General features: G+C 43.2%; 16 protein-coding genes. 7 read left to right on the top strand and 9 right to left on the bottom strand.

Annotation, left to right across the window (positions count from 1 at the left end; all coding sequences use genetic code 11):
- Window positions 1-77 precede the first annotated feature (77 nt).
- The 3 genes from EI161_RS02185 to EI161_RS02195 form a co-directional block, all read right to left on the bottom strand.
- Window positions 78-1,067, bottom strand: a complete 990-nt coding sequence (locus EI161_RS02185; protein WP_192528861.1) for a formylglycine-generating enzyme family protein — start codon at window positions 1,065-1,067, stop codon at window positions 78-80.
- 78 nt (window positions 1,068-1,145) lie between these two features.
- Window positions 1,146-1,355, bottom strand: a complete 210-nt coding sequence (locus tag EI161_RS02190; RefSeq protein WP_192528862.1) for a hypothetical protein — start codon at window positions 1,353-1,355, stop codon at window positions 1,146-1,148.
- Between the two features lie 302 nt (window positions 1,356-1,657).
- Complete coding sequence (locus tag EI161_RS02195) at window positions 1,658-1,921, bottom strand: hypothetical protein (protein WP_225735188.1); 264 nt, start codon at window positions 1,919-1,921, stop codon at window positions 1,658-1,660.
- A 579-nt stretch (window positions 1,922-2,500) separates the two neighbouring features.
- On the opposite strand from EI161_RS02195, the gene dinB reads away from it, so the two are divergent.
- The 7 genes from dinB to infA all read left to right on the top strand — a co-directional run bounded on the left by dinB (window position 2,501) and on the right by infA (window position 11,368).
- Entirely contained in the window at window positions 2,501-3,586 is a 1,086-nt protein-coding gene (gene dinB / locus EI161_RS02200; protein WP_192528863.1) for a DNA polymerase IV, read from the top strand.
- A 411-nt stretch (window positions 3,587-3,997) separates the two neighbouring features.
- Complete coding sequence (gene queA / locus EI161_RS02205) at window positions 3,998-5,185, top strand: tRNA preQ1(34) S-adenosylmethionine ribosyltransferase-isomerase QueA (RefSeq protein WP_413038493.1); 1,188 nt, start codon at window positions 3,998-4,000, stop codon at window positions 5,183-5,185.
- Window positions 5,186-5,329: 144 nt separating this feature from the next.
- Entirely contained in the window at window positions 5,330-7,180 is a 1,851-nt protein-coding gene (locus EI161_RS02210; protein WP_192528865.1) for a FimV family protein, read from the top strand.
- Window positions 7,181-7,231: 51 nt separating this feature from the next.
- Window positions 7,232-8,800 carry a FimV/HubP family polar landmark protein gene (locus EI161_RS02215; protein WP_192528866.1) on the top strand — a complete coding sequence of 523 codons (1,569 nt, stop codon included), beginning with the start codon at window positions 7,232-7,234 and terminating at the stop codon, window positions 8,798-8,800.
- Window positions 8,801-8,993: 193 nt separating this feature from the next.
- Window positions 8,994-10,079 carry an asparaginase gene (locus EI161_RS02220; protein WP_192528867.1) on the top strand — a complete coding sequence of 362 codons (1,086 nt, stop codon included), beginning with the start codon at window positions 8,994-8,996 and terminating at the stop codon, window positions 10,077-10,079.
- A gap of 106 nt (window positions 10,080-10,185) precedes the next feature.
- Window positions 10,186-11,025: a tRNA pseudouridine(38-40) synthase TruA gene (truA, locus tag EI161_RS02225; RefSeq protein WP_192528868.1), complete on the top strand. Its 840-nt coding sequence runs from the start codon at window positions 10,186-10,188 to the stop codon at window positions 11,023-11,025.
- Between the two features lie 121 nt (window positions 11,026-11,146).
- Entirely contained in the window at window positions 11,147-11,368 is a 222-nt protein-coding gene (gene infA / locus EI161_RS02230) for a translation initiation factor IF-1 (protein WP_068036477.1), read from the top strand.
- A gap of 276 nt (window positions 11,369-11,644) precedes the next feature.
- Here infA and EI161_RS02235 read toward each other — a convergent pair whose 3' ends face one another.
- The 6 genes from EI161_RS02235 to leuC form a co-directional block, all read right to left on the bottom strand.
- Entirely contained in the window at window positions 11,645-12,877 is a 1,233-nt protein-coding gene (locus EI161_RS02235; RefSeq protein WP_192528869.1) for a L,D-transpeptidase family protein, read from the bottom strand.
- Between the two features lie 414 nt (window positions 12,878-13,291).
- Window positions 13,292-14,395 (bottom strand): 3-isopropylmalate dehydrogenase, encoded by a 1,104-nt coding sequence (gene leuB / locus EI161_RS02240; protein ID WP_192528870.1) that lies wholly within the window; start codon window positions 14,393-14,395, stop codon window positions 13,292-13,294.
- Between the two features lie 142 nt (window positions 14,396-14,537).
- Window positions 14,538-15,275: a hypothetical protein gene (locus EI161_RS02245; protein ID WP_192528871.1), complete on the bottom strand. Its 738-nt coding sequence runs from the start codon at window positions 15,273-15,275 to the stop codon at window positions 14,538-14,540.
- Between the two features lie 140 nt (window positions 15,276-15,415).
- The gene (leuD, locus tag EI161_RS02250; RefSeq protein ID WP_192528872.1) at window positions 15,416-16,078 is read right to left on the bottom strand and encodes a 3-isopropylmalate dehydratase small subunit; all 663 of its coding nucleotides are present in this window, start codon (window positions 16,076-16,078) and stop codon (window positions 15,416-15,418) included.
- Window positions 16,079-16,124: 46 nt separating this feature from the next.
- Window positions 16,125-16,589, bottom strand: coding sequence for a hypothetical protein (locus EI161_RS02255; RefSeq protein WP_192528873.1), 465 nt, complete (start codon window positions 16,587-16,589; stop codon window positions 16,125-16,127).
- Window positions 16,590-16,614: 25 nt separating this feature from the next.
- Entirely contained in the window at window positions 16,615-18,033 is a 1,419-nt protein-coding gene (gene leuC / locus EI161_RS02260) for a 3-isopropylmalate dehydratase large subunit (RefSeq protein ID WP_192528874.1), read from the bottom strand.
- Window positions 18,034-18,202 lie beyond the last annotated feature (169 nt).

The following is an 18,202-nucleotide window of genomic DNA, read 5'->3' on the forward strand; positions in this document are numbered from 1 at the left end:
ATGATAAGCTTAAAGCCAGCTATGAGGCTGCCGTAATTCTCGCTTGTGTCTTTATCTGGCTGCCGCTGATTTGAATTCTATACAGCCCCTAATGGCTGAGAGGAGTTAGCAACACAACGTGCTGAAGTTTCACGATTTTGATTAAGTCCAGCATCATTTAATATAAGAGGCGGATTGGGTACTTTGTACCAGCGTTTTACGCTCACAGCGCCCATCACTCTAATATTTCGTGCACTACCTTCATTGGCATCGACGCTGCGCAATACTTTTTCTTTGCCAGTTGATGGACCTTGTGGGTTATGCCCAGGGCTATTTCCATAATACTTGGCATCATACCAATCAATCATCCATTCATAGTTTTGGTTGGTCATATCATACAGTCCTAATGGATTGGGTGGATACAAACCTATTATAGGAACTGTTACCGAGGTATTATATTTACTATTCATGTCTCTTTTTTGTTCTGAAGTCCAAACATTTCGACCATCATCTATCTCTCCAGTATCGGTCGGGAATAACACATACTGACCACGATTACGCGCGACATACTCCCATTGTGCCTCGGTTGGTAGGCTCATCGGCACATCTAACTGTTGGCCCAGCCATTGACAATAATGTTGCGCGCTTTGCCAGTCAATTCCAGCAGCTGCATTAGGCTGATGTAGTTCTATCACAGATTCCTGCATTCCTTCTTTAGGCTGCCCTGTCGCCATACTATAGATATCAAAGTCACCATAGGTCGCCTTATAAGCATTCATACTAAAACTATCCAGCGTGACCTTATGTAAAGCCTTATTATCACCACCGCTAGAGATCGGCAGCCCTTCCGTCCAGTCAAGTTTAGGACCAAAGTCACCCATCTCATAGCTGCCACCTTCGATAAAGCGCATGTTGGCTTTTTGCTGCGCTAAGAAGTCAGCTAGTTGCTGCTGTTCAGCATTGGTTAAATTGCTACGGGTTTGCGGCACACCGTTACTATCTGCCGAAGTCACAGGCTCTTTAGCGCAAGCAGTCATGGCAAATAGCGGTAAGATGAACAAAGATACGAATAAAGGCTTTAGCGTCATAACAAGCTACAGTGATTTTTTGTTGAGAATTCAGAAGGATTATACTAATAATTTGTGTGGATTGTCTAAGTAGAGATATTAAATAACTCTACGAACATCATAGACAGACTTGACGAGCTTGCTTGAAGTGAATGATTTGGATTTTATCTTACCAACGACACTTAAGTTGCTGGCTTTGACAAGTTTGTTGGTGAACTGATGGGTGAAATCTTTTCGGGTATTTTTGATTTTGGTACGTTGAGCAATGGCTGGTTTTTCAGCATAGTGATGAGTGATTTTAGTTTGCAACTTATCGCCATCACTGCTGACGCCTGACTCCACACCCTAGAAGTGATATGATTTTACGGCGCTTTTTGATAAAAAAAGAGCTTAATAAATCAGCTCTTATTTATATTGTCTTATATCTATAGTCAGTGAGAAGTAATATCGCTACATCACGTACTGCGGGTATAGTTTTCTTGCTTGCTGTGCCTACGCAGACAGAGGCTGCAAAAAAACTATACCCGCAGTATCGTAGCGTTTTTAAAGTATTTTAACTCACCACCGTCATACTTTACCGTAGACCTTGCTCAATATACTTATCTTTGTGCTTATATCCCTATTTCGGATTGCATGACCGCACTTATTTTAATCGGTACCGCAAAGCCCCATGGCGCACCACCACTGCAATAAAAAAAACCATCGCTAAATGACACAATATAAGCGGTAAAATCATTACCACAATGATCCATCATAGCGAGCTCGTCACTCTCATCACAAACTGCACACCATATCTGCTTATCACCACGTAATATCATCGCTCGTGTTAAATCGCTTCCCTTCAAATCGTTATTCATCATTAGCCCCTCAATCATCCTAAACCCTTTGACAACAGCACATTGTTAAAGAATTAATTTCACCAACACTCAATCTCAGTATCGGCATGAGCTATAAGCAACTACTGCGGTATGTATGAAAAACAGCCCAAGGCGTTGCTTACTTTTTTTACAAAAATCCATTCCTTTGGACACTATAGTGTAAAATACCCTACTCGAAACTAACATATCTATTTTTGAAATACATGACAAACGGTGAAATTGTCAGGACAAATGGTAGGTTATAGCCGATCCACTATAAAACAAACACAGTGCTACTGGGATAAATTTTGCGCAGCCTCTGTCTGCACAGGCACAGCAAGCAAGTAAAACTTATCCCAGTAGCTCGCTATAATGTTTGTACTTATTTTATTTAGGACTGACTATACGTTGACTAATATTTGAGGGTAATGGACATTTATCATGCTGGTACAGTTTTAAAGGGACTCGACTATATTACTATACTGTCTTTTCCTACCTGACTATTTATCTACCTGACTATCTACCTACTTACTCAAAATTCGTTAAAATTCAGCTAACAACACTAAAAAAGCGGCTAAATCAGGTAAAATAGTGATTATGACAGCTTTTATAAACCTTAATCCTCGTAAAATTATTCATATAGATATGGATGCTTTTTATGCCAGTGTAGAGCAACGCGACTTTCCTGAGTTGCGCGGTAAACCATTGGTCGTTGGCGGTGATCCAAGTGGTCGAGGTGTGGTCGCGGCAGCCAGCTATGAAGTACGTAAATTTGGCGTACGCTCGGCTATGTCTTGCTATGAAGCGCGAAAACGTTGTCCCGAGGTGATATTTGTCAGGCCGCGTTTTGAGGTCTATCGGGCAGTAAGTAGCGACATCCGTCAAATCATGCACAGTTTAACACCGCACGTTGAGCCGCTATCGTTGGATGAGGCGTATCTTGATGTCACAGGGCTACAAGTCCATAAGGGATCAGCGACATTAATGGCCAATTGGCTAAGAGCGCAAATCCTACAGCACACAGGTCTGAACGCATCTGCTGGCGTATCATTTAACAAGATGCTGGCCAAAATTGCCTCTGATATCAATAAACCCAATGGTACAGCCATTATCACCCCAGCAGATGCCGATGCCTTTATTAGCACCTTGCCTATCGAGCGCTTCCACGGTATTGGCAAAGCGACTGCCAAGCGCTTGCATGCGATGGGTATCAGTGATGGCGCTGACCTTCGACGCACGCCAGCCGCTGTATTGGTACAGGAATTTGGCAAGCGCGGACAGTTTTATCACGATATTGCTCATGGGCGTGACGAGCGTGCGGTGAAATCTGAGCGGACGCACAAGTCTGTTGGCTCGGAGACCACTTTTAGAGACAATCTAAGTGATGATGACCAATTACGCGTACAGATTTATGAGCAAAACGCCGATGCCTTTACTCAATTGCAAAAAAAACAGCTACTCGCCTATACCATTACCCTTAAAATCAAATACGCAGATTTTACTCAAATTACCCGCTCACACACACTATCGACGGCATTTGATAGCGCCAAGTCTGCACATTATTGGCTCGATAAGTTATTTTTAGACATTCCTCGTGGGCTACCTATTCGCCTAGTGGGCGTGACTTTTTCTTCATTAACCCCTGCTGCGCAATTACTACCGCAGTTGAATTTATTTGAATAATCTAGGCCGTGTCTTAGGGCGTGTCCTCATTTTGAAAATGGTGATAAAAATGAGATAAATTGCAGTCAAACAAGGAAAATAGCACAGATAATATCAAGATATTAGCCAGCTATTTGACACAGTTTGGCAAGATTTAGCCATTTTTAGCCCATTTAGTTGATTTCGTTCAGATTGAGGACATGCCCTAGACTTATTATAAAATAAGCAGCCGACTCTAAATATTTTATTGACGGTAATATCAACACTTAACGCTTAGGCTATTTAGTATTTCCAAATGGTTTTCAAACGACTTTCAAGTGGCTTTTATGCGCATGAGTCCTTATTAAATCATCCTTTCACAGGCTTGTTTCTGCTACAATTACGCCAAAATTTATATTCATATAAAGACTGATTATGACCAATTCCCACACTATGCACTCTGATACCAACACCTTGATTGATACCGATGAAAACAACGGCGGCTTAAACTATTTGAGCGTTGAGGATTATGATTATGTGCTACCAGACAGCCTGATTGCACGCTATCCCTTAACGCAGCGTTCTGCCTCAAAATTACTATACTTGCCTGCTGATAATCAAAACAATAAGTCTCACATAGAGGATCGTTTGTTTGCTGAGTTGCCTGACTTATTAAATGCTGGGGACCTGATTGTATTTAATGATACAAAAGTCATGAAAGCGCGGCTATTTGGTCAAAAAGATACAGGCGGTAAGATTGAAGCATTGATTGAGCGTTTGGTTGCTATCTCAGATTTAGACATCACGACTTTACATTTAAAGTCTACAGATGATGAGTCTATTAAAACAGAGCACGTTGCGCTTTGTCATGTTAAAGCGAGTAAAGCGCTTAAGCTTGGGCAACGTCTGCAACTTGCTGATGGTCATATGCATGCAATGATGATTGGTCGTCAGGACAATTTATTTATTTTAGCCTTTGATGCGCCTATTTTGCCGCATTTAGAGCTTTATGGTGAGCTACCTATTCCGCCTTACTTTGAGCGCCATGCTGATGACACAGATAACACTCGATATCAAACGGTTTTTCACGACCCAACCAAGCTTGCCAGTGTGGCCGCCCCTACCGCAAGCCTACATTTTGATGAAACGGTACTGAGCAAACTTGCTGCAAAAGGGATTAATACTGCTTTTGTCACCTTGCATGTCGGTGCAGGCACATTTGCGCCAGTGAAAACAGACAACTTGCTCAATCACACCATGCATAGCGAATACGCCCATCTACCACAAGCCACTGCCGACCTTATTAATCAAACTCATGCCAATGGCAAGCAGGTTATCGCGATTGGTACGACAGTGACACGCGTGCTCGAAACGGCTTATCAAAAAACAGCGGTTGACGGGCAAGCGCTCTCTAGCTGGTCCGGTGACACCGATATATTTATTTATCCGGGGTTTGAGTTCGGGGTGATAGATCGACTGTTGACCAATTTTCATCTGCCCAAATCCACACTCTTAATGCTAGTATCGGCATTTTCGGGTAAAAGCGCTATTGAGCATGCTTACCAACATGCTATTAATAAGCAGTACCGCTTCTTTAGCTACGGCGATGCCATGTTGCTTGATAAAGCAGCCGTTGCTTAAGTAATCAATGATAGTCGAGGAAAAACTTATGGAACACAATTCAAACATTTTGTGTATTGGTAACAACAGTTGTGAAATAAACTGGTAAACTAAACGCTATTTTGTTATAACAACAAAGATAACCTACATCCTAAAGGGCTGCACATGTCTTGTCATTTATCTCATCGCTTGACTACTGTACATCGCGCGGTATCGATGGCATTACTTTGTTCTATAAGTTACGCAGCCTTAGTGTCGAGTGCGCAAGCTGCAACGATTGGTAAGACGGTTGTCACCTCTTCTCAACATGAGCCTCTCGCAGCAAGTATCATGGTTACCAACATCCACGCGGCTGACTTTTCAGCAAGCTTAGCAAACTCACATATTTATCAACAAATGGGTTTGACACCAACTGACTCGATGACCGTCCGCTTTAAGCCAACTTCCTCGACCAGTGGTCAAGTATTTATTACCACCTCGCAGCCTGTATCTAAACCATTTGCAGATGTGGTGCTAGCCATCAATGATAAAGGCCAACGTAATGTTGTGCCCAAGACACTGCTGATGCCACTCAGTGATGGCGTGCCTATAGATGGCGTCCCTATAAAAACCGCTAAAAATATCGTAACGGGTGCAAAAAAACCTAACTTACCAAGCGTGTCGGCAAACAATGATCAGCCATTGACTGTCAGAAAAGGCACACCGCCGCCCTTAATATCATCACTTAAAACATCAGCGCCTCAATCATCAACAGAGTTATTGGCTTCAAAATTGCCAGCACCCAATATTCAGGCACCGACAGTGACCTCTACCTTGCAAGGTAACAACCTTACTTATGCCCCTAGTCGTCTGGATAATGGTCGTTTGAATAATGATCGTTTAAACAACGGCTTTGAGGTGAAAAACACAGCCAACAACTCGGATGCTAATGGTAGCAAGCGTAGCTCGGCAAGCCGCCTAGACAATGGCCGCTTAAGTAAAAACACAAGCAATGCTGTTATGACAGCTGATGCTAGTAATCTCGACATCAGCTCTGCTAAAAACGTATCTAATGATGTTGCAAATGATGTAAAAAACAATAAAAACGTCGCTGATAATAAAGCTGCAAGTAGCAAGGCACTGATAGCTGCTGAGAATCCTGATAAATCATTCGACACTTTAAACATAGAAATCATCCGCCAGATACAGCCAAGTGATAAAACAGATGCTAGTGCTAGCATAACGGCAGCGTCACCTCTTACGCCAACACCAAACAACGACGTCTTAGACACATCGAACGCTAACTCTGAGGTTAGTAATACAGCTACATCCGCTACTTCAAGCGGTAATATACCCGCTAATACATCGCCTAAGCTCAACAATAATAATAGTACTACTGCTGTCACAGCAACTAGTAACAGTGCAGCCCAGTATCAAGTACAACGCAACGATAGCCTATGGGTTATCGCACAGCAGATCGCGAAGGAAAATAATTTAGACATTCAGACAGTAATGAAGCAAATTCAAACGCAAAACCCCGGTGCTTTTATTAATAAAGATGCTGGTCAATTAAAAGCCGATGCCAAGCTCAGCTTACCCAGTTACGATGTCGTCCCATCACAGCAGAATTTAGAAGCTGCTATTAGCGCGCAAAAACAATATAGCCGCCGAGCGAATACACCGGTAATAAAGAAAACCACTAAAACACCCCCTAAGACAGCTCAAGCGACCAAGCGCCCTAAAAAGCCAAAAATTACTAAAACGCAAACACTGCCTAAAGCACAGTTCTCATTGCTCGCTCCTGGTCGTAATGGTAGCGCGGATGGCACTCAAGAGAAGTCAGCTTCGGCGACGGGTAACGGCCTCAGTACAGATATATTAGCAACCCTCAAGGCATCAAGAAAAAACACAGCATCACAAGCTCAGCAATTGTCAAAAATCAGTAGTGCACTTGATAGCTATACCAAAAAAATTCAATTACAAAACCAAAAACTGGCTGAGCTACAAGCTCGTCTCGAAAAACTACGCAATCAATAACTGCCTGACTGATCAACGCAATATGCCGCGATCATAGGCGTGGGAGTAACTATGGACAATATGCTATATATCATCGCAGGATTGGTGCTTATATTATTAATAGCTGGATTGGTATTGCGCAAAAAGAAAGCGCAACAACCTCCGACCCAGCCGTATGTAAAATCAGGAAGAGATGCCTCTACTCCAACACCGATGCCAAAAGCAGATATTGACACTACCATCCCGAGCAACAAAGAGGGTGACAATAAATTCGATCATATTGCGATTGCCCAACGCTTTATGGATCAGCAGCGCTATGACAAAGCGATTGAAACGCTTAACCGTGGGCTAATCGAAAGACCTAAAGATAACCAGCTGTCTCTTAAACTACTCAGCATATATGCGACCATTAATCAGCCAGAAAACTTCAATAAAGTTTATGATGCGATTAAAATACAGAATGACACAGAAAGCATTGTGTTGGCCGATGAGTTAAAGACGTTGTTTTTTGAAGAACAGAATTCAGAACTCACACAAAACCTACCAGTGGAAGAAGAAAAGAACTTTGAGAGTATCGATTTTGACCTCCCTACCCATCAAGTCGATCAGCAAAACACACTAGCTGAAGAACCAGTCGTTGACTCTTACAGTGATACATCGATAAATGAAACTATCGAGGATAGCTTCGATCTTACACTGAGTGATTTAGAGAACGATCTTAACGAACCTAACACAACCGATGCTGCGCCTGCCACAACATTAGATATGGCAGACGATGAAAGCCTCAATACGGTTAATATCGATACATCTGGTAATGACGCGGCAATCGTCGAAGACAGTAACTTAAATAATCTTAGTAACTCTGATGACCTTAGTGACTTCGACTTTAGCCTTGATTTACCTGAAGAAAATGACACCCTAACGACAACTTCGATAGCTTCAGACAGCGCTGATAGTACTAACGAAGAAATGGCACTAGAAGATGAAGAATTTGTTTTAGATTTTGACGATTTAGTCAGCGATACCGATAAAGATACTGATGCAACAATTGCTGCAGAATTAACTAGCGATGCAAGCCAAAGCCTTGAAGATGATTTTACATTGTCTTTAGAAAGTCTCGATGAGTCAAATAGTCTAGAAAGTGCGTTAGAAAGCGACAAACCTACCTTTGAATCCAATAGTGATATTGATGGTCTTGTGCTAGAAGATAATGGCTTTGAAAGCATCAACCTCGAAGAATCGTTTAAGGATAATGAGCTAGAAATCAGCCAGCCTGAAGAAACCAGTGTTGCACCGACTGCACCCATGCTATTCGACGACAATACCTCACTAGATGATGCGTATGATTTAGACGCGCCAACAGCAGCTACCCCAGTCGACGTTGAGACTGAGATTGCGACTGAAGAAAGCTTTTCTACTGAAGGGCCTGTTGAAACAGCAGAAGACTTCTCATCGCGCTTTGCAGCAGACTTTGATTTTGTAAAAGCATTAGACAGCAATCAAGTGACACTGGATTTGGCTGGCCAATACTTACAGTTGGGTGAGTATGACAGCGCCAAACGTCTGCTCAATGAAGTAATCAATCAAGGCAATAGCGAACAACAAAGCCAAGCACAAGCATTACTGGAGCGTACAGCATAGCAATAATGCATAAACGGCTGTTATTCGAACACTAAAAACCATATCGGCAAGTATTCTATCGCTGAAGAATACTTGCCGATTTTTTTGCATTTAGCCTTTATACTCTTTATTATCACAATAAGACATGCTGTAGCTGCTACTAGAGTACCTCCTTCATCTTCCTTTACTGCATCAATATAAGCCAACCTCTGCTATGACAAAGACACTCTCCGACCCTATTCAACTGATTTATGCTGGTGGTACATTTGGTAGCTACGGCCGACCTTTAACGCCTTTATCGGCAGAGATATTTTTGCCAACGTTGCAAACACTACTGACCGAACAAGACAACGCCGTCAATTTACCAAAAATCTCTTGGTTAGATAATGCCCTGATTAAAGACAGTAGCCAACTTACTCCCAATGATTTTGTGCATTTTTATCAGCTTTTACTGACCGCTTATGCACAAGGTGATAGGCGCTTTGTGTTAATCACTGGCACCGATACCTTGAGCTATTTGGGGGCATTTTTAGCAGAGGCATTTGCTGGCAGCGATATTTGTGTGGTGGTTACTGGCAGTATGCGTCCGTTATTGGACAGTGAGGTGTTGCACGACTACCGTATCGATGCTCATAGCGACGCGTGGGACAACCTTAACGATGCATTAAAAGTGGCCGCAGCAGGCGAATCAGGGGTTAAAATTAATTTTGGTGGTGAGTCGTGGCCTGCGCAAACGGTACAAAAAATTCACAGCCATGACTTGATGGCATTTACAGGGCACTCACGGGCAGCCTATCCCGCCAATAGCTATATCAAAAGCCTCCCAGACACCCGCCGAGTGCATTGGATCGACGATCAGCAAGCGGTGCTTAAGGATATCAAAACTCGCGCTGAGCAAGCTCGTATCCATGCCCTGTACTGCTTACCTAACAATACGGAAGTAATGAGCAATCAGCTACAGGCTTTATTATCACAACCGCCCTCTGGCATCATCTTGCTAGGGTTTGGCGCTGGTAATGTGCCTTACTCTGTAGCACTAGCAGAAACGTTAGATCTTGCTTATGAAAAAGGACATATGGTGATATGTGCCAGTCAATCACCATACGGTGGTGTCAGTGACACTTATGCAGCGGGTAGCTGGCAATACGATCATCAGGTAATTGCTGGTGGACGCTTAACCATTCCTGCCATTTATGCCCGACTATTATGGCTGTTACTGCGTTATGACAGTCCAGCGAAACGCCGTCAGCGCTGGTCAAATAATGTTAGTCAGACTGGGACAGCCATTAAAAAACGCTAAAGACGATACCGTTAATTTACTTCAAAAACGATACAGCACTATTGGCTATAATTTTATTTTGAACTGATTATATTACTCTCCACCAATGATAAGCACCAAAACTACCATGTCCGACACCAATATTAGCGAATCTGAAGGCTCGCCAACCTATACCTTAGCGATTGCTATTGAATTTTTAGGCACACATTACCATGGCTGGCAACGGCAGCGAGAAGTGCTAGGAGTACAAGAAGCGCTCGAGACAGCTATCAGCAAAGTCGCCAACGAACCAGTAGAGGTCGTTGCGGCGGGACGTACTGATGCCAGTGTGCATGCTAGCAATATGATCGCCCATTTCACCACTCATGCCTACCGCCCTACTCACAACTGGCTACGCGGTGTGAATAGCCTGTTGCCTGACGACATTGCTCTACGCTGGATCCAACCGATGCCAGCAGACTTTCATGCGCGCTTTGGTGCTATTGCCCGCCGTTATCGCTATATCACTCTCAATCAGCCACAGCGCCCTGCTATCCTCAATCACCAAGTGACCCATATTTATGAGCCTCTTGATTTGGCAGCGATGCAACTGGCTGCGGCTGATATCGTTGGTACTCATGATTTTAGTAGCTACCGCGCCGCCGCGTGTCAATCCAATCAGCCAGTACGTACCATCAGCCACGCCAATCTCTTTGCCCATGGGCAATTTATCGTTTTTGATATTCAGGCCGATGGATTTTTGCATCATATGGTTCGTAACTTAATGGGGACGCTATATGCTATCGGCAGACACGAGTTAGCGCCAACAGATTTTCTGACTATTTTGCATAAAAAAGACCGTACCATTGCACCGCCGACCGCCTCTGGCGATGGTTTATACTTTATCAATGCTTATTATCCTGAACGCTTCCAGCGATTATTTCCAGATGCGCCTTTGACCCCTATCTGGTTAAACTTGCCTAACTAAAGTAATATAATCTGGCATACATATCACTTACAGACTGTCAAGCAAAAATCAGGTTCCGTATTGCTTTAATCCGCTAACTTACGTATAATATGGGCTTATTTTCAATCGATTGATACAAATTATGGCAAAAGACGATATTATTGAATTTGAAGGCGAAGTCATTGATACCCTTCCAAATACATTGTTTAAAGTTCGTTTAGAAAACGGACACGAAATTATTGCACACATCTCTGGCAAGATGCGTAAGCACTACATCCGCATTCTGACTGGTGATAAGGTTAAGGTTGAAATGACCCCCTATGATCTCACCAAAGGTCGCATTACTTATCGTGGTAAAAACTAATTTTTATTAACTGAAATGGTTATAAAAGCGTTTATATAAATACAGCCCGTTGTCGAACAGCTTCTTTATCGCTGATAGCTTATATACACACGAACGCTTGAGTGGTTTAACTGATAATAATAATGAAAATGCCAACCTGCTCATTATTGCCTATCAATATTTTAGTTTGTTAATACCTGTTTTTACCATAAAAAATACCGCTACATATGAGCGGTATTTTTGTGTCTGGATTTTATGGCTTTTTAAGACAACAATCTAAAAATAAAAATCAGAAATTTATTGGAATTCCACAGTCGCACCATCTTTGATAACACCTAAGAGCGATAACGCATCCCAGTTGGTTAAACGTATGCAACCTGCTGACGCTTGGCGGCTAATGCGATCAGGGTCTGGTGAACCATGAATACCATACGAAGGTTTACTCAGACCAATCCATACTGAGCCGACTGGATTATTAGGTCCTGGTGGTAAAATAGACTTACTCCCATCATCAGCCGTATAAGTATAGTTGGGCTCATGGACTTTCACTTCGACCGTATGGGTGCCTGTTGGCGACGGCGTTGCAGTGCTACCCACTGTGGTCGGATAGCTGGCAATCAAATTATCTTGGTCATCATAAGCATATAAAGTTTCAGTGGCTTTATCAGCGACCACTCGACTGACAGGCTTGGTATTAGGGTTACCTGGATTATAAACAGTGATAGTCTCGCCCGCAGTAAAACTGGCGTTAGGGTTCAGTGTCTTGAGATATTTCTCGCTGATGTGGAATTTCTCCGCCAGCCCCTCTGTAATACGCTCATAATACATCCCATCGAGCTTGGCTTTTGCATTAGTATCAGCAGGTATCTTTGTGGTTTTGATATTGACATCCGACTCATTTAGCTGATAACTCACTAGAACTGGTTGTGCCGTAAGCTGCTCATCCTTAGTCAATGCTTGCCATGTCTCGCTATTTAACGTATCAGTCACCGCTAAACCATTTGTTTTTTGAAACGCTTGCATAGCTTTTCTGGTATTTTCACCCCAATAACCATCAATATGACCAACACCATTATGATGCCAGTTTAATAATGCTTGCAATTTTGTACCCGTACTGCGGTCAATCTCGCTACCTGCTGTCCAAGTAGCGGCATTAACTTTTTGGGCAACTTCTGGCAAATTGTCTGTCGTATATTTTATCGTAGGTAGTAGTTTATTCAGTGACGTTACTGTCTGGCTATCGCCTGTTAGCTTTTGACTGACCTCATTGGTCACCGGACTACTGTCTTTTATCGCACTGCCGTCTTTTATCGCACTGCCGTCTTTTATCGCACTGCTGTCTCTTATCGCACTGCTATCTTTTATCGCCCTGCTATTTTTTACCATATTAGTAGCGACGTTACGATCAATACTCATGCTATCCGTAGTATTTTTACCATCAGTGGTTGCGGCCACACTATGACCCATAAAAACTGCCGTTGATAGACCAATAACAGCTATCGCTCTGCTAATCTTCGTTAATTTATACATGTTATGCCCCTAATGTTTAAAAATAATTTTTATAAAAGTAATTCTTCTTTTATGATATGGCCGTCAAGGCTTGTTATTTTGAGTTTTGATGCTTTAATAGCCGATTTTGCTAAGATAAGGTTTTTACCACTATTTTTTTGCAGCAGTCATTTATCTTTCTAGTCGTTTATGTGCTGTTAATAATGTCATATCCCCCTGTGAGGATATAACAGCTTTATGTTAATAAAACCCTTGTCCTGCGGTGTCTGTGTTAAAAAAGGTACTTTTTTGGGAGTATATGGTTTAGTGTGTTACCGTTAGCAAATTTTTCAATCAAGCACAAAAAAACCCATAACTTTCTCAGCAAGTTATGGGTTTATCACTATAAGTATTTAAAAAATCAGCTCATATTAACGCAGTGTCTAGCGGTGTCTATTAGACCAGTTTGGCCAATACCGCCTGACCCATTTCTTTACAGCCCACTTGTTTGAGGCCAGCTTCACTATTATCCAAAATATCTACAGTGCGTAGACCGTCGTCTAGGACGTCGCTTACCGCTTGCTCAATCGCTTGCGCGGCTTCTTCTTGCTTAAAGGTATAACGCAGCATCATGGCAACCGATAAAATCGTTGCTAATGGATTGGCCTTATCTTGCCCTGCGATATCAGGCGCTGAACCGTGACATGGCTCATACATGCCTTTTCCTGATTCATCGAGACTTGCTGATGGTAGCATGCCGATGGAGCCTGTGAGCATCGCCGCTTCATCAGATAAGATATCCCCGAACATATTGCCCGTTACCATGACGTCGAACTGCTTGGGGTCTTTGATCAGCTGCATGCAGGCGTTGTCCGCATACATATGTGATAACGCTACGTCGGTATAATCCGCTTGCTGCATCTCAATCATGGTTTGCTTCCACAGCTCGGTAACTTCTAAGACATTTGCCTTATCCACTGAGCACACTTTTGCTGCCGTATCTGCTGCTTGCGCCCGTGTTTTCGCCAAGTCAAAAGCCACCTTGCCGATACGCTTAATCTCGCTAGTGCTATACACCATAGTGTTATAGCCTTGCTGCTCACCGTTTTCTAGGGTACGGATACCACGTGGCTCACCAAAATAGATACCGCCCGTCAGCTCACGAACGATCAGCAAATCTAAGCCTGAGATAATCTCAGGCTTGATGCTTGAGGCATTAGCAAGCTGCGGATAAAGCTTCGCCACACGCAGATTAGCAAATAGACCTAGCTCACCACGGATTTTAAGCAGACCACGCTCAGGACGCTTACTGCGTTCGATACCATCCCATTTTGGACCACCAACGGCTCCTAATAACACAGCATCTGCTGCGCGGGCTCGAGCTAATGTCTCAGCTGGCAAAGGCTCGCCAGTTGCATCGATAGCCACACCGCCAATCAATCCAGACTCCAGTGTTAACCCTAACGCAAACTTTTGATTGACCGCATTGAGCACATCAATGGCTTGAGTCATGATCTCAGGGCCGATACCATCGCCCGCTAATGTTAAAATCGTTGCCATACTGGTCCTTTTGAATAGTTTTTATTAACTTAGGTGGTTTTTTATTGATTTATTATCGCCGAATATAGCTAATGACTTAAAAAACAATGCTTTAAAAATCAATGTTTTAAAAATCAATGTATCGATGACGACACTTTAGCTCTTATACCTTAGCCTTTTTGGCTTTAGAGGTCGCTGGTACTGTCTTATTCATACTGGCTTCTACAAACTCACCCTGATGCTCGGTGCCCAGCTCTTTACAGAATCGGCGCTGTACCTGACTGCCTTGTAGTAGCTCGATACATAAAGGCTCAGGTGATGCTGTGTCAAGTAAGCTACCAGAGCTTTCACGAGACTTTTCTTGATAAGCGCGTAATTGGTATGTACCTGCCTCGACAAAATCATGAATCATCGCAAAACGTTCGACATAACCCACGTTGTTCTCTGGATAAAAATCGACATGTACTTCACGCTTGGCAGGTTTTACTCGAGCATAATAATTGGTCAGTCCTGGCATACCAGAGGCCGATAATGGCACAATTTTTATCGAGTTTTTATTGGCCAATGGTGTCATATCCATCTTTATAGACTCTTGCGAAATAGGCGCTTGCGAACGCTCATTATTAGCCGCTTTCATCGCGACCAGCATACTGGCATTGAAGGGTTTGTGTGTATCAGGCGCAATCACCAGAGTGCGGTCGATTTGTACAATCTCACAGTGATAAGTGCCTATACAAGCAATATTTACTTCACCATCGACAGCTTGAATATTCCCTGCCCACACCTTTGCTTCTTCGGCCTCATCTATTTTCTGATAACCAGTTAATAGCTGACAGCCTGATAGCAATAAGCTTGCAGTAACAACAGTACTGGTCCATAAAGCATAACGTTTTTTATTCATAATGGCGGCTACTATTCATAAGAGAGATAATAAAAGTTTGTCAAAACTACCCTTCATTTTAGCCAGTTCACCGCCATAACTCAACGCTGCATTGCTACTGTTGAGCGATTTTATGAGCAGCGACCTATATATTGGTCAAACTAAGCGTGTACTTCATTAAATATCCATGGTGTTTTTTGCATCATTTTATGCTCATAACCTTTAATAGCATCACTATGCTGTAAAGTCAGGCCGATATCATCGAGACCATTTAGCAAACAGTGCTTACGAAAGTCGTCGACCTCAAAGGCATACTCTTCACCCGTTGGTGTAATGACCACTTGACGCTCTAGATCTGCTGTTAGCTCGTAACCTTCATTAGCAAAGGTAGCTTTCATTAAGGTATCAACGATTTCCTCGTCCAATGCAATTGGGAGCATACCGTTTTTAAAGCAGTTATTATAAAAAATATCTGCAAAACTTGGGGCGATTACCGTACGAAAGCCGTATTCAGACAACGCCCAAGGCGCATGCTCACGACTAGAGCCACAACCAAAGTTGCGACGCGCCAGTAAAATATTAGCACCTTTATACCGTGGTTGATTTAAAACAAAATCTGGATTAATCACTCGTGCAGTGTCGTTTTGACCATCACCTAAAGAAGGCACACCTTCATCAAGGTAACGCCAATCATCAAATAAATTGACACCAAATCCAGTACGTTTAATGGATTTTAAAAACTGTTTTGCAATAATTTGATCGGTATCGACGTTTGCGCGATCAAGTGGGCAAACGATACCCGTTTGGGTGTTATAAGCTTGCATGGTTTTTCCTTAAAATATCGATTACTAACGTAAATTTCCTAGCTGCTTAATGAAGCTCAAAAGAGCGTGCCATTTGTTTAACAATACTTGTCATTTTAGTTTTTTCACTCTCAGGATAGTTCAGATGTAATACTACTTCCTGACCATTATTAACCTTAATAACATGATAGAAAACTTGACCATCCTCTCTATAGCCACTTACCGTATAGGTTTTATCTTTTAACCGCTCGTAAGTAACTGTCATGCCTGTTTTATATCGATGCTGCTTTTCTTTCAAATAATCACTATCTGTATAAAAGAAGACATTTGGTGTATTACTCCCAAAGACCAAAATAGTGGCATTGGAGTTGGGCAACTTAAAATGACGACCATCACCATTATCCGCTTCTGGCAACCATTTCAATTGATTTGGCACATCGACACAATAGGCAAATCTTCCATTACAGTAATCACGAGCCATCGCTAGCTGAGAGCTGCTCAATAAGCAGAATAAAACAAACAGCCTTTTCATCTTTGTGCTCTATACAACTATAGAATTAAAACGTCCGTACATCTACAAAGTGACCCGCTAACGCTGCCGCTGCTGCCATCGCTGGACTGACCAAGTGCGTACGACCGCCTGCACCTTGACGACCCTCAAAGTTACGGTTCGAGGTCGAGGCGCATTGCTCCCCTGGTTCAAGCTTATCAGCATTCATCGCTAGACACATTGAGCAGCCTGGCTCACGCCATTCAAAACCCGCCTCGGTAAATAAGACATCCAAACCTTCTGCCTCTGCTTGCAACTTCACTTGACCAGAACCAGCCACGACGATGGCTTCTTTCACAGTATCAGCAACTTTACGACCTTTGATGACCGCGGCGGCATCACGCAAATCTTCGATACGCGAGTTGGTACATGAGCCAATGAAAATACGATCCAGCTGGATATCGGTGATTTTTTGACCAGCTTCTAGACCCATATAGGTATAAGCACGTAACCAGCCCTCTTCTTGCGCTTCATCTGCTGCTTGGTCAGGGGTTGGTACTGACTGGGTAATATCAACGACCATCTCAGGTGATGTACCCCAAGACACTTGCGGGGCTATTTCGCTACCATCAATCTCAACGATGGTGTCAAATACTGCATCATCATCTGAATAAAGTGTGCGCCAGTAAGCTTCAGCTTGCTCCCACTGTTCAGCGATTGGGCCATATGGACGACCTTTGACGTAATCAATAGTGATGTCATCAACCGCAACCATACCGACGCGAGCACCTGCCTCAATCGCCATATTACAGACGGTCATCCGTCCTTCCATGCTCATATCTTCGAATACTTGTCCAGCAAATTCGATGGCATGGCCTGTGCCGCCAGCCGTGCCAATATGCGCGATAATAGCCAGCACCACGTCTTTTGAGGTCACGCCAGCACCAAGCTTGCCGTTAACGCGGACTTGCATGTTTTTCATTTTTTTGGCGATCAAGCACTGAGTGGCCAATACATGCTCAACCTCGGATGTGCCGATACCATGTGCCAAGCAGCCGAGCGCGCCGTGGGTCGCTGTATGCGAGTCACCACAAACGACGGTCATACCGGGCAAGACCAAGCCCTGCTCAGGGCCGACTACGTGCAAGATACCTTGACGGGCATCATTAATGGTAAATTCAGCGATATTAAATTTGGCACAGTTGTCGTCCAATGTCACTACCTGCAAGCGTGACACCTTGTCTTTAATACCCGGTACGCCTTCTAGACGCTCTTTGGTCACTGTTGGCACATTATGGTCAGGGCTGGCGATATTGGCTGACAGCCGCCATGGCGCTCGATTGGCCAACTCCAAGCCTTCAAAAGCTTGCGGGCTCGTCACTTCGTGTAGCAGATGGCGGTCGATATAAATCAGGCTCGAACCATCATCACGCTTAGTGACTTCGTGAGCGTTCCAAAGTTTGTCATATAACGTTTGACCAGCCATGTTGCTATCCTCATTGGTTGCTAATTGCTTAGTTTTTCACTTACTTGTATGTTTCGCCTGCTTCTGTGTCTCGTATTCTTACTAGGACGTGAGCTAGAATTTGGCTCAATGCTGTTCATAATATAAACATCGCTTGGCGTAATTTTATAGTTATTACTGAATAACGGTT

The organism is Psychrobacter sp. FME5, assembly GCF_014861375.1.
GTDB lineage: Bacteria > Pseudomonadota > Gammaproteobacteria > Pseudomonadales > Moraxellaceae > Psychrobacter.

Excerpts from the sequence above, each read along its gene's own strand:
- EI161_RS02210 (WP_192528865.1), top strand. The coding sequence starts at position 5,330 with ATGTCTTGTCATTTATCTCATCGCTTGACTACTGTACATCGCGCGGTA.
- dinB (WP_192528863.1), top strand. The coding sequence starts at position 2,501 with ATGACAGCTTTTATAAACCTTAATCCTCGTAAAATTATTCATATAGAT.
- EI161_RS02245 (WP_192528871.1), bottom strand. The coding sequence starts at position 15,275 with ATGAATAAAAAACGTTATGCTTTATGGACCAGTACTGTTGTTACTGCA.
- leuB (WP_192528870.1), bottom strand. The coding sequence starts at position 14,395 with ATGGCAACGATTTTAACATTAGCGGGCGATGGTATCGGCCCTGAGATC.
- EI161_RS02255 (WP_192528873.1), bottom strand. The coding sequence starts at position 16,589 with ATGAAAAGGCTGTTTGTTTTATTCTGCTTATTGAGCAGCTCTCAGCTA.
- leuC (WP_192528874.1), bottom strand. The coding sequence starts at position 18,033 with ATGGCTGGTCAAACGTTATATGACAAACTTTGGAACGCTCACGAAGTC.
- EI161_RS02195 (WP_225735188.1), bottom strand. The coding sequence starts at position 1,921 with ATGATTGAGGGGCTAATGATGAATAACGATTTGAAGGGAAGCGATTTA.
- EI161_RS02185 (WP_192528861.1), bottom strand. The coding sequence starts at position 1,067 with ATGACGCTAAAGCCTTTATTCGTATCTTTGTTCATCTTACCGCTATTT.
- truA (WP_192528868.1), top strand. The coding sequence starts at position 10,186 with ATGTCCGACACCAATATTAGCGAATCTGAAGGCTCGCCAACCTATACC.
- leuD (WP_192528872.1), bottom strand. The coding sequence starts at position 16,078 with ATGCAAGCTTATAACACCCAAACGGGTATCGTTTGCCCACTTGATCGC.
- EI161_RS02215 (WP_192528866.1), top strand. The coding sequence starts at position 7,232 with ATGGACAATATGCTATATATCATCGCAGGATTGGTGCTTATATTATTA.
- infA (WP_068036477.1), top strand. The coding sequence starts at position 11,147 with ATGGCAAAAGACGATATTATTGAATTTGAAGGCGAAGTCATTGATACC.
- EI161_RS02235 (WP_192528869.1), bottom strand. The coding sequence starts at position 12,877 with ATGTATAAATTAACGAAGATTAGCAGAGCGATAGCTGTTATTGGTCTA.
- queA (WP_413038493.1), top strand. The coding sequence starts at position 3,998 with ATGCACTCTGATACCAACACCTTGATTGATACCGATGAAAACAACGGC.
- EI161_RS02220 (WP_192528867.1), top strand. The coding sequence starts at position 8,994 with ATGACAAAGACACTCTCCGACCCTATTCAACTGATTTATGCTGGTGGT.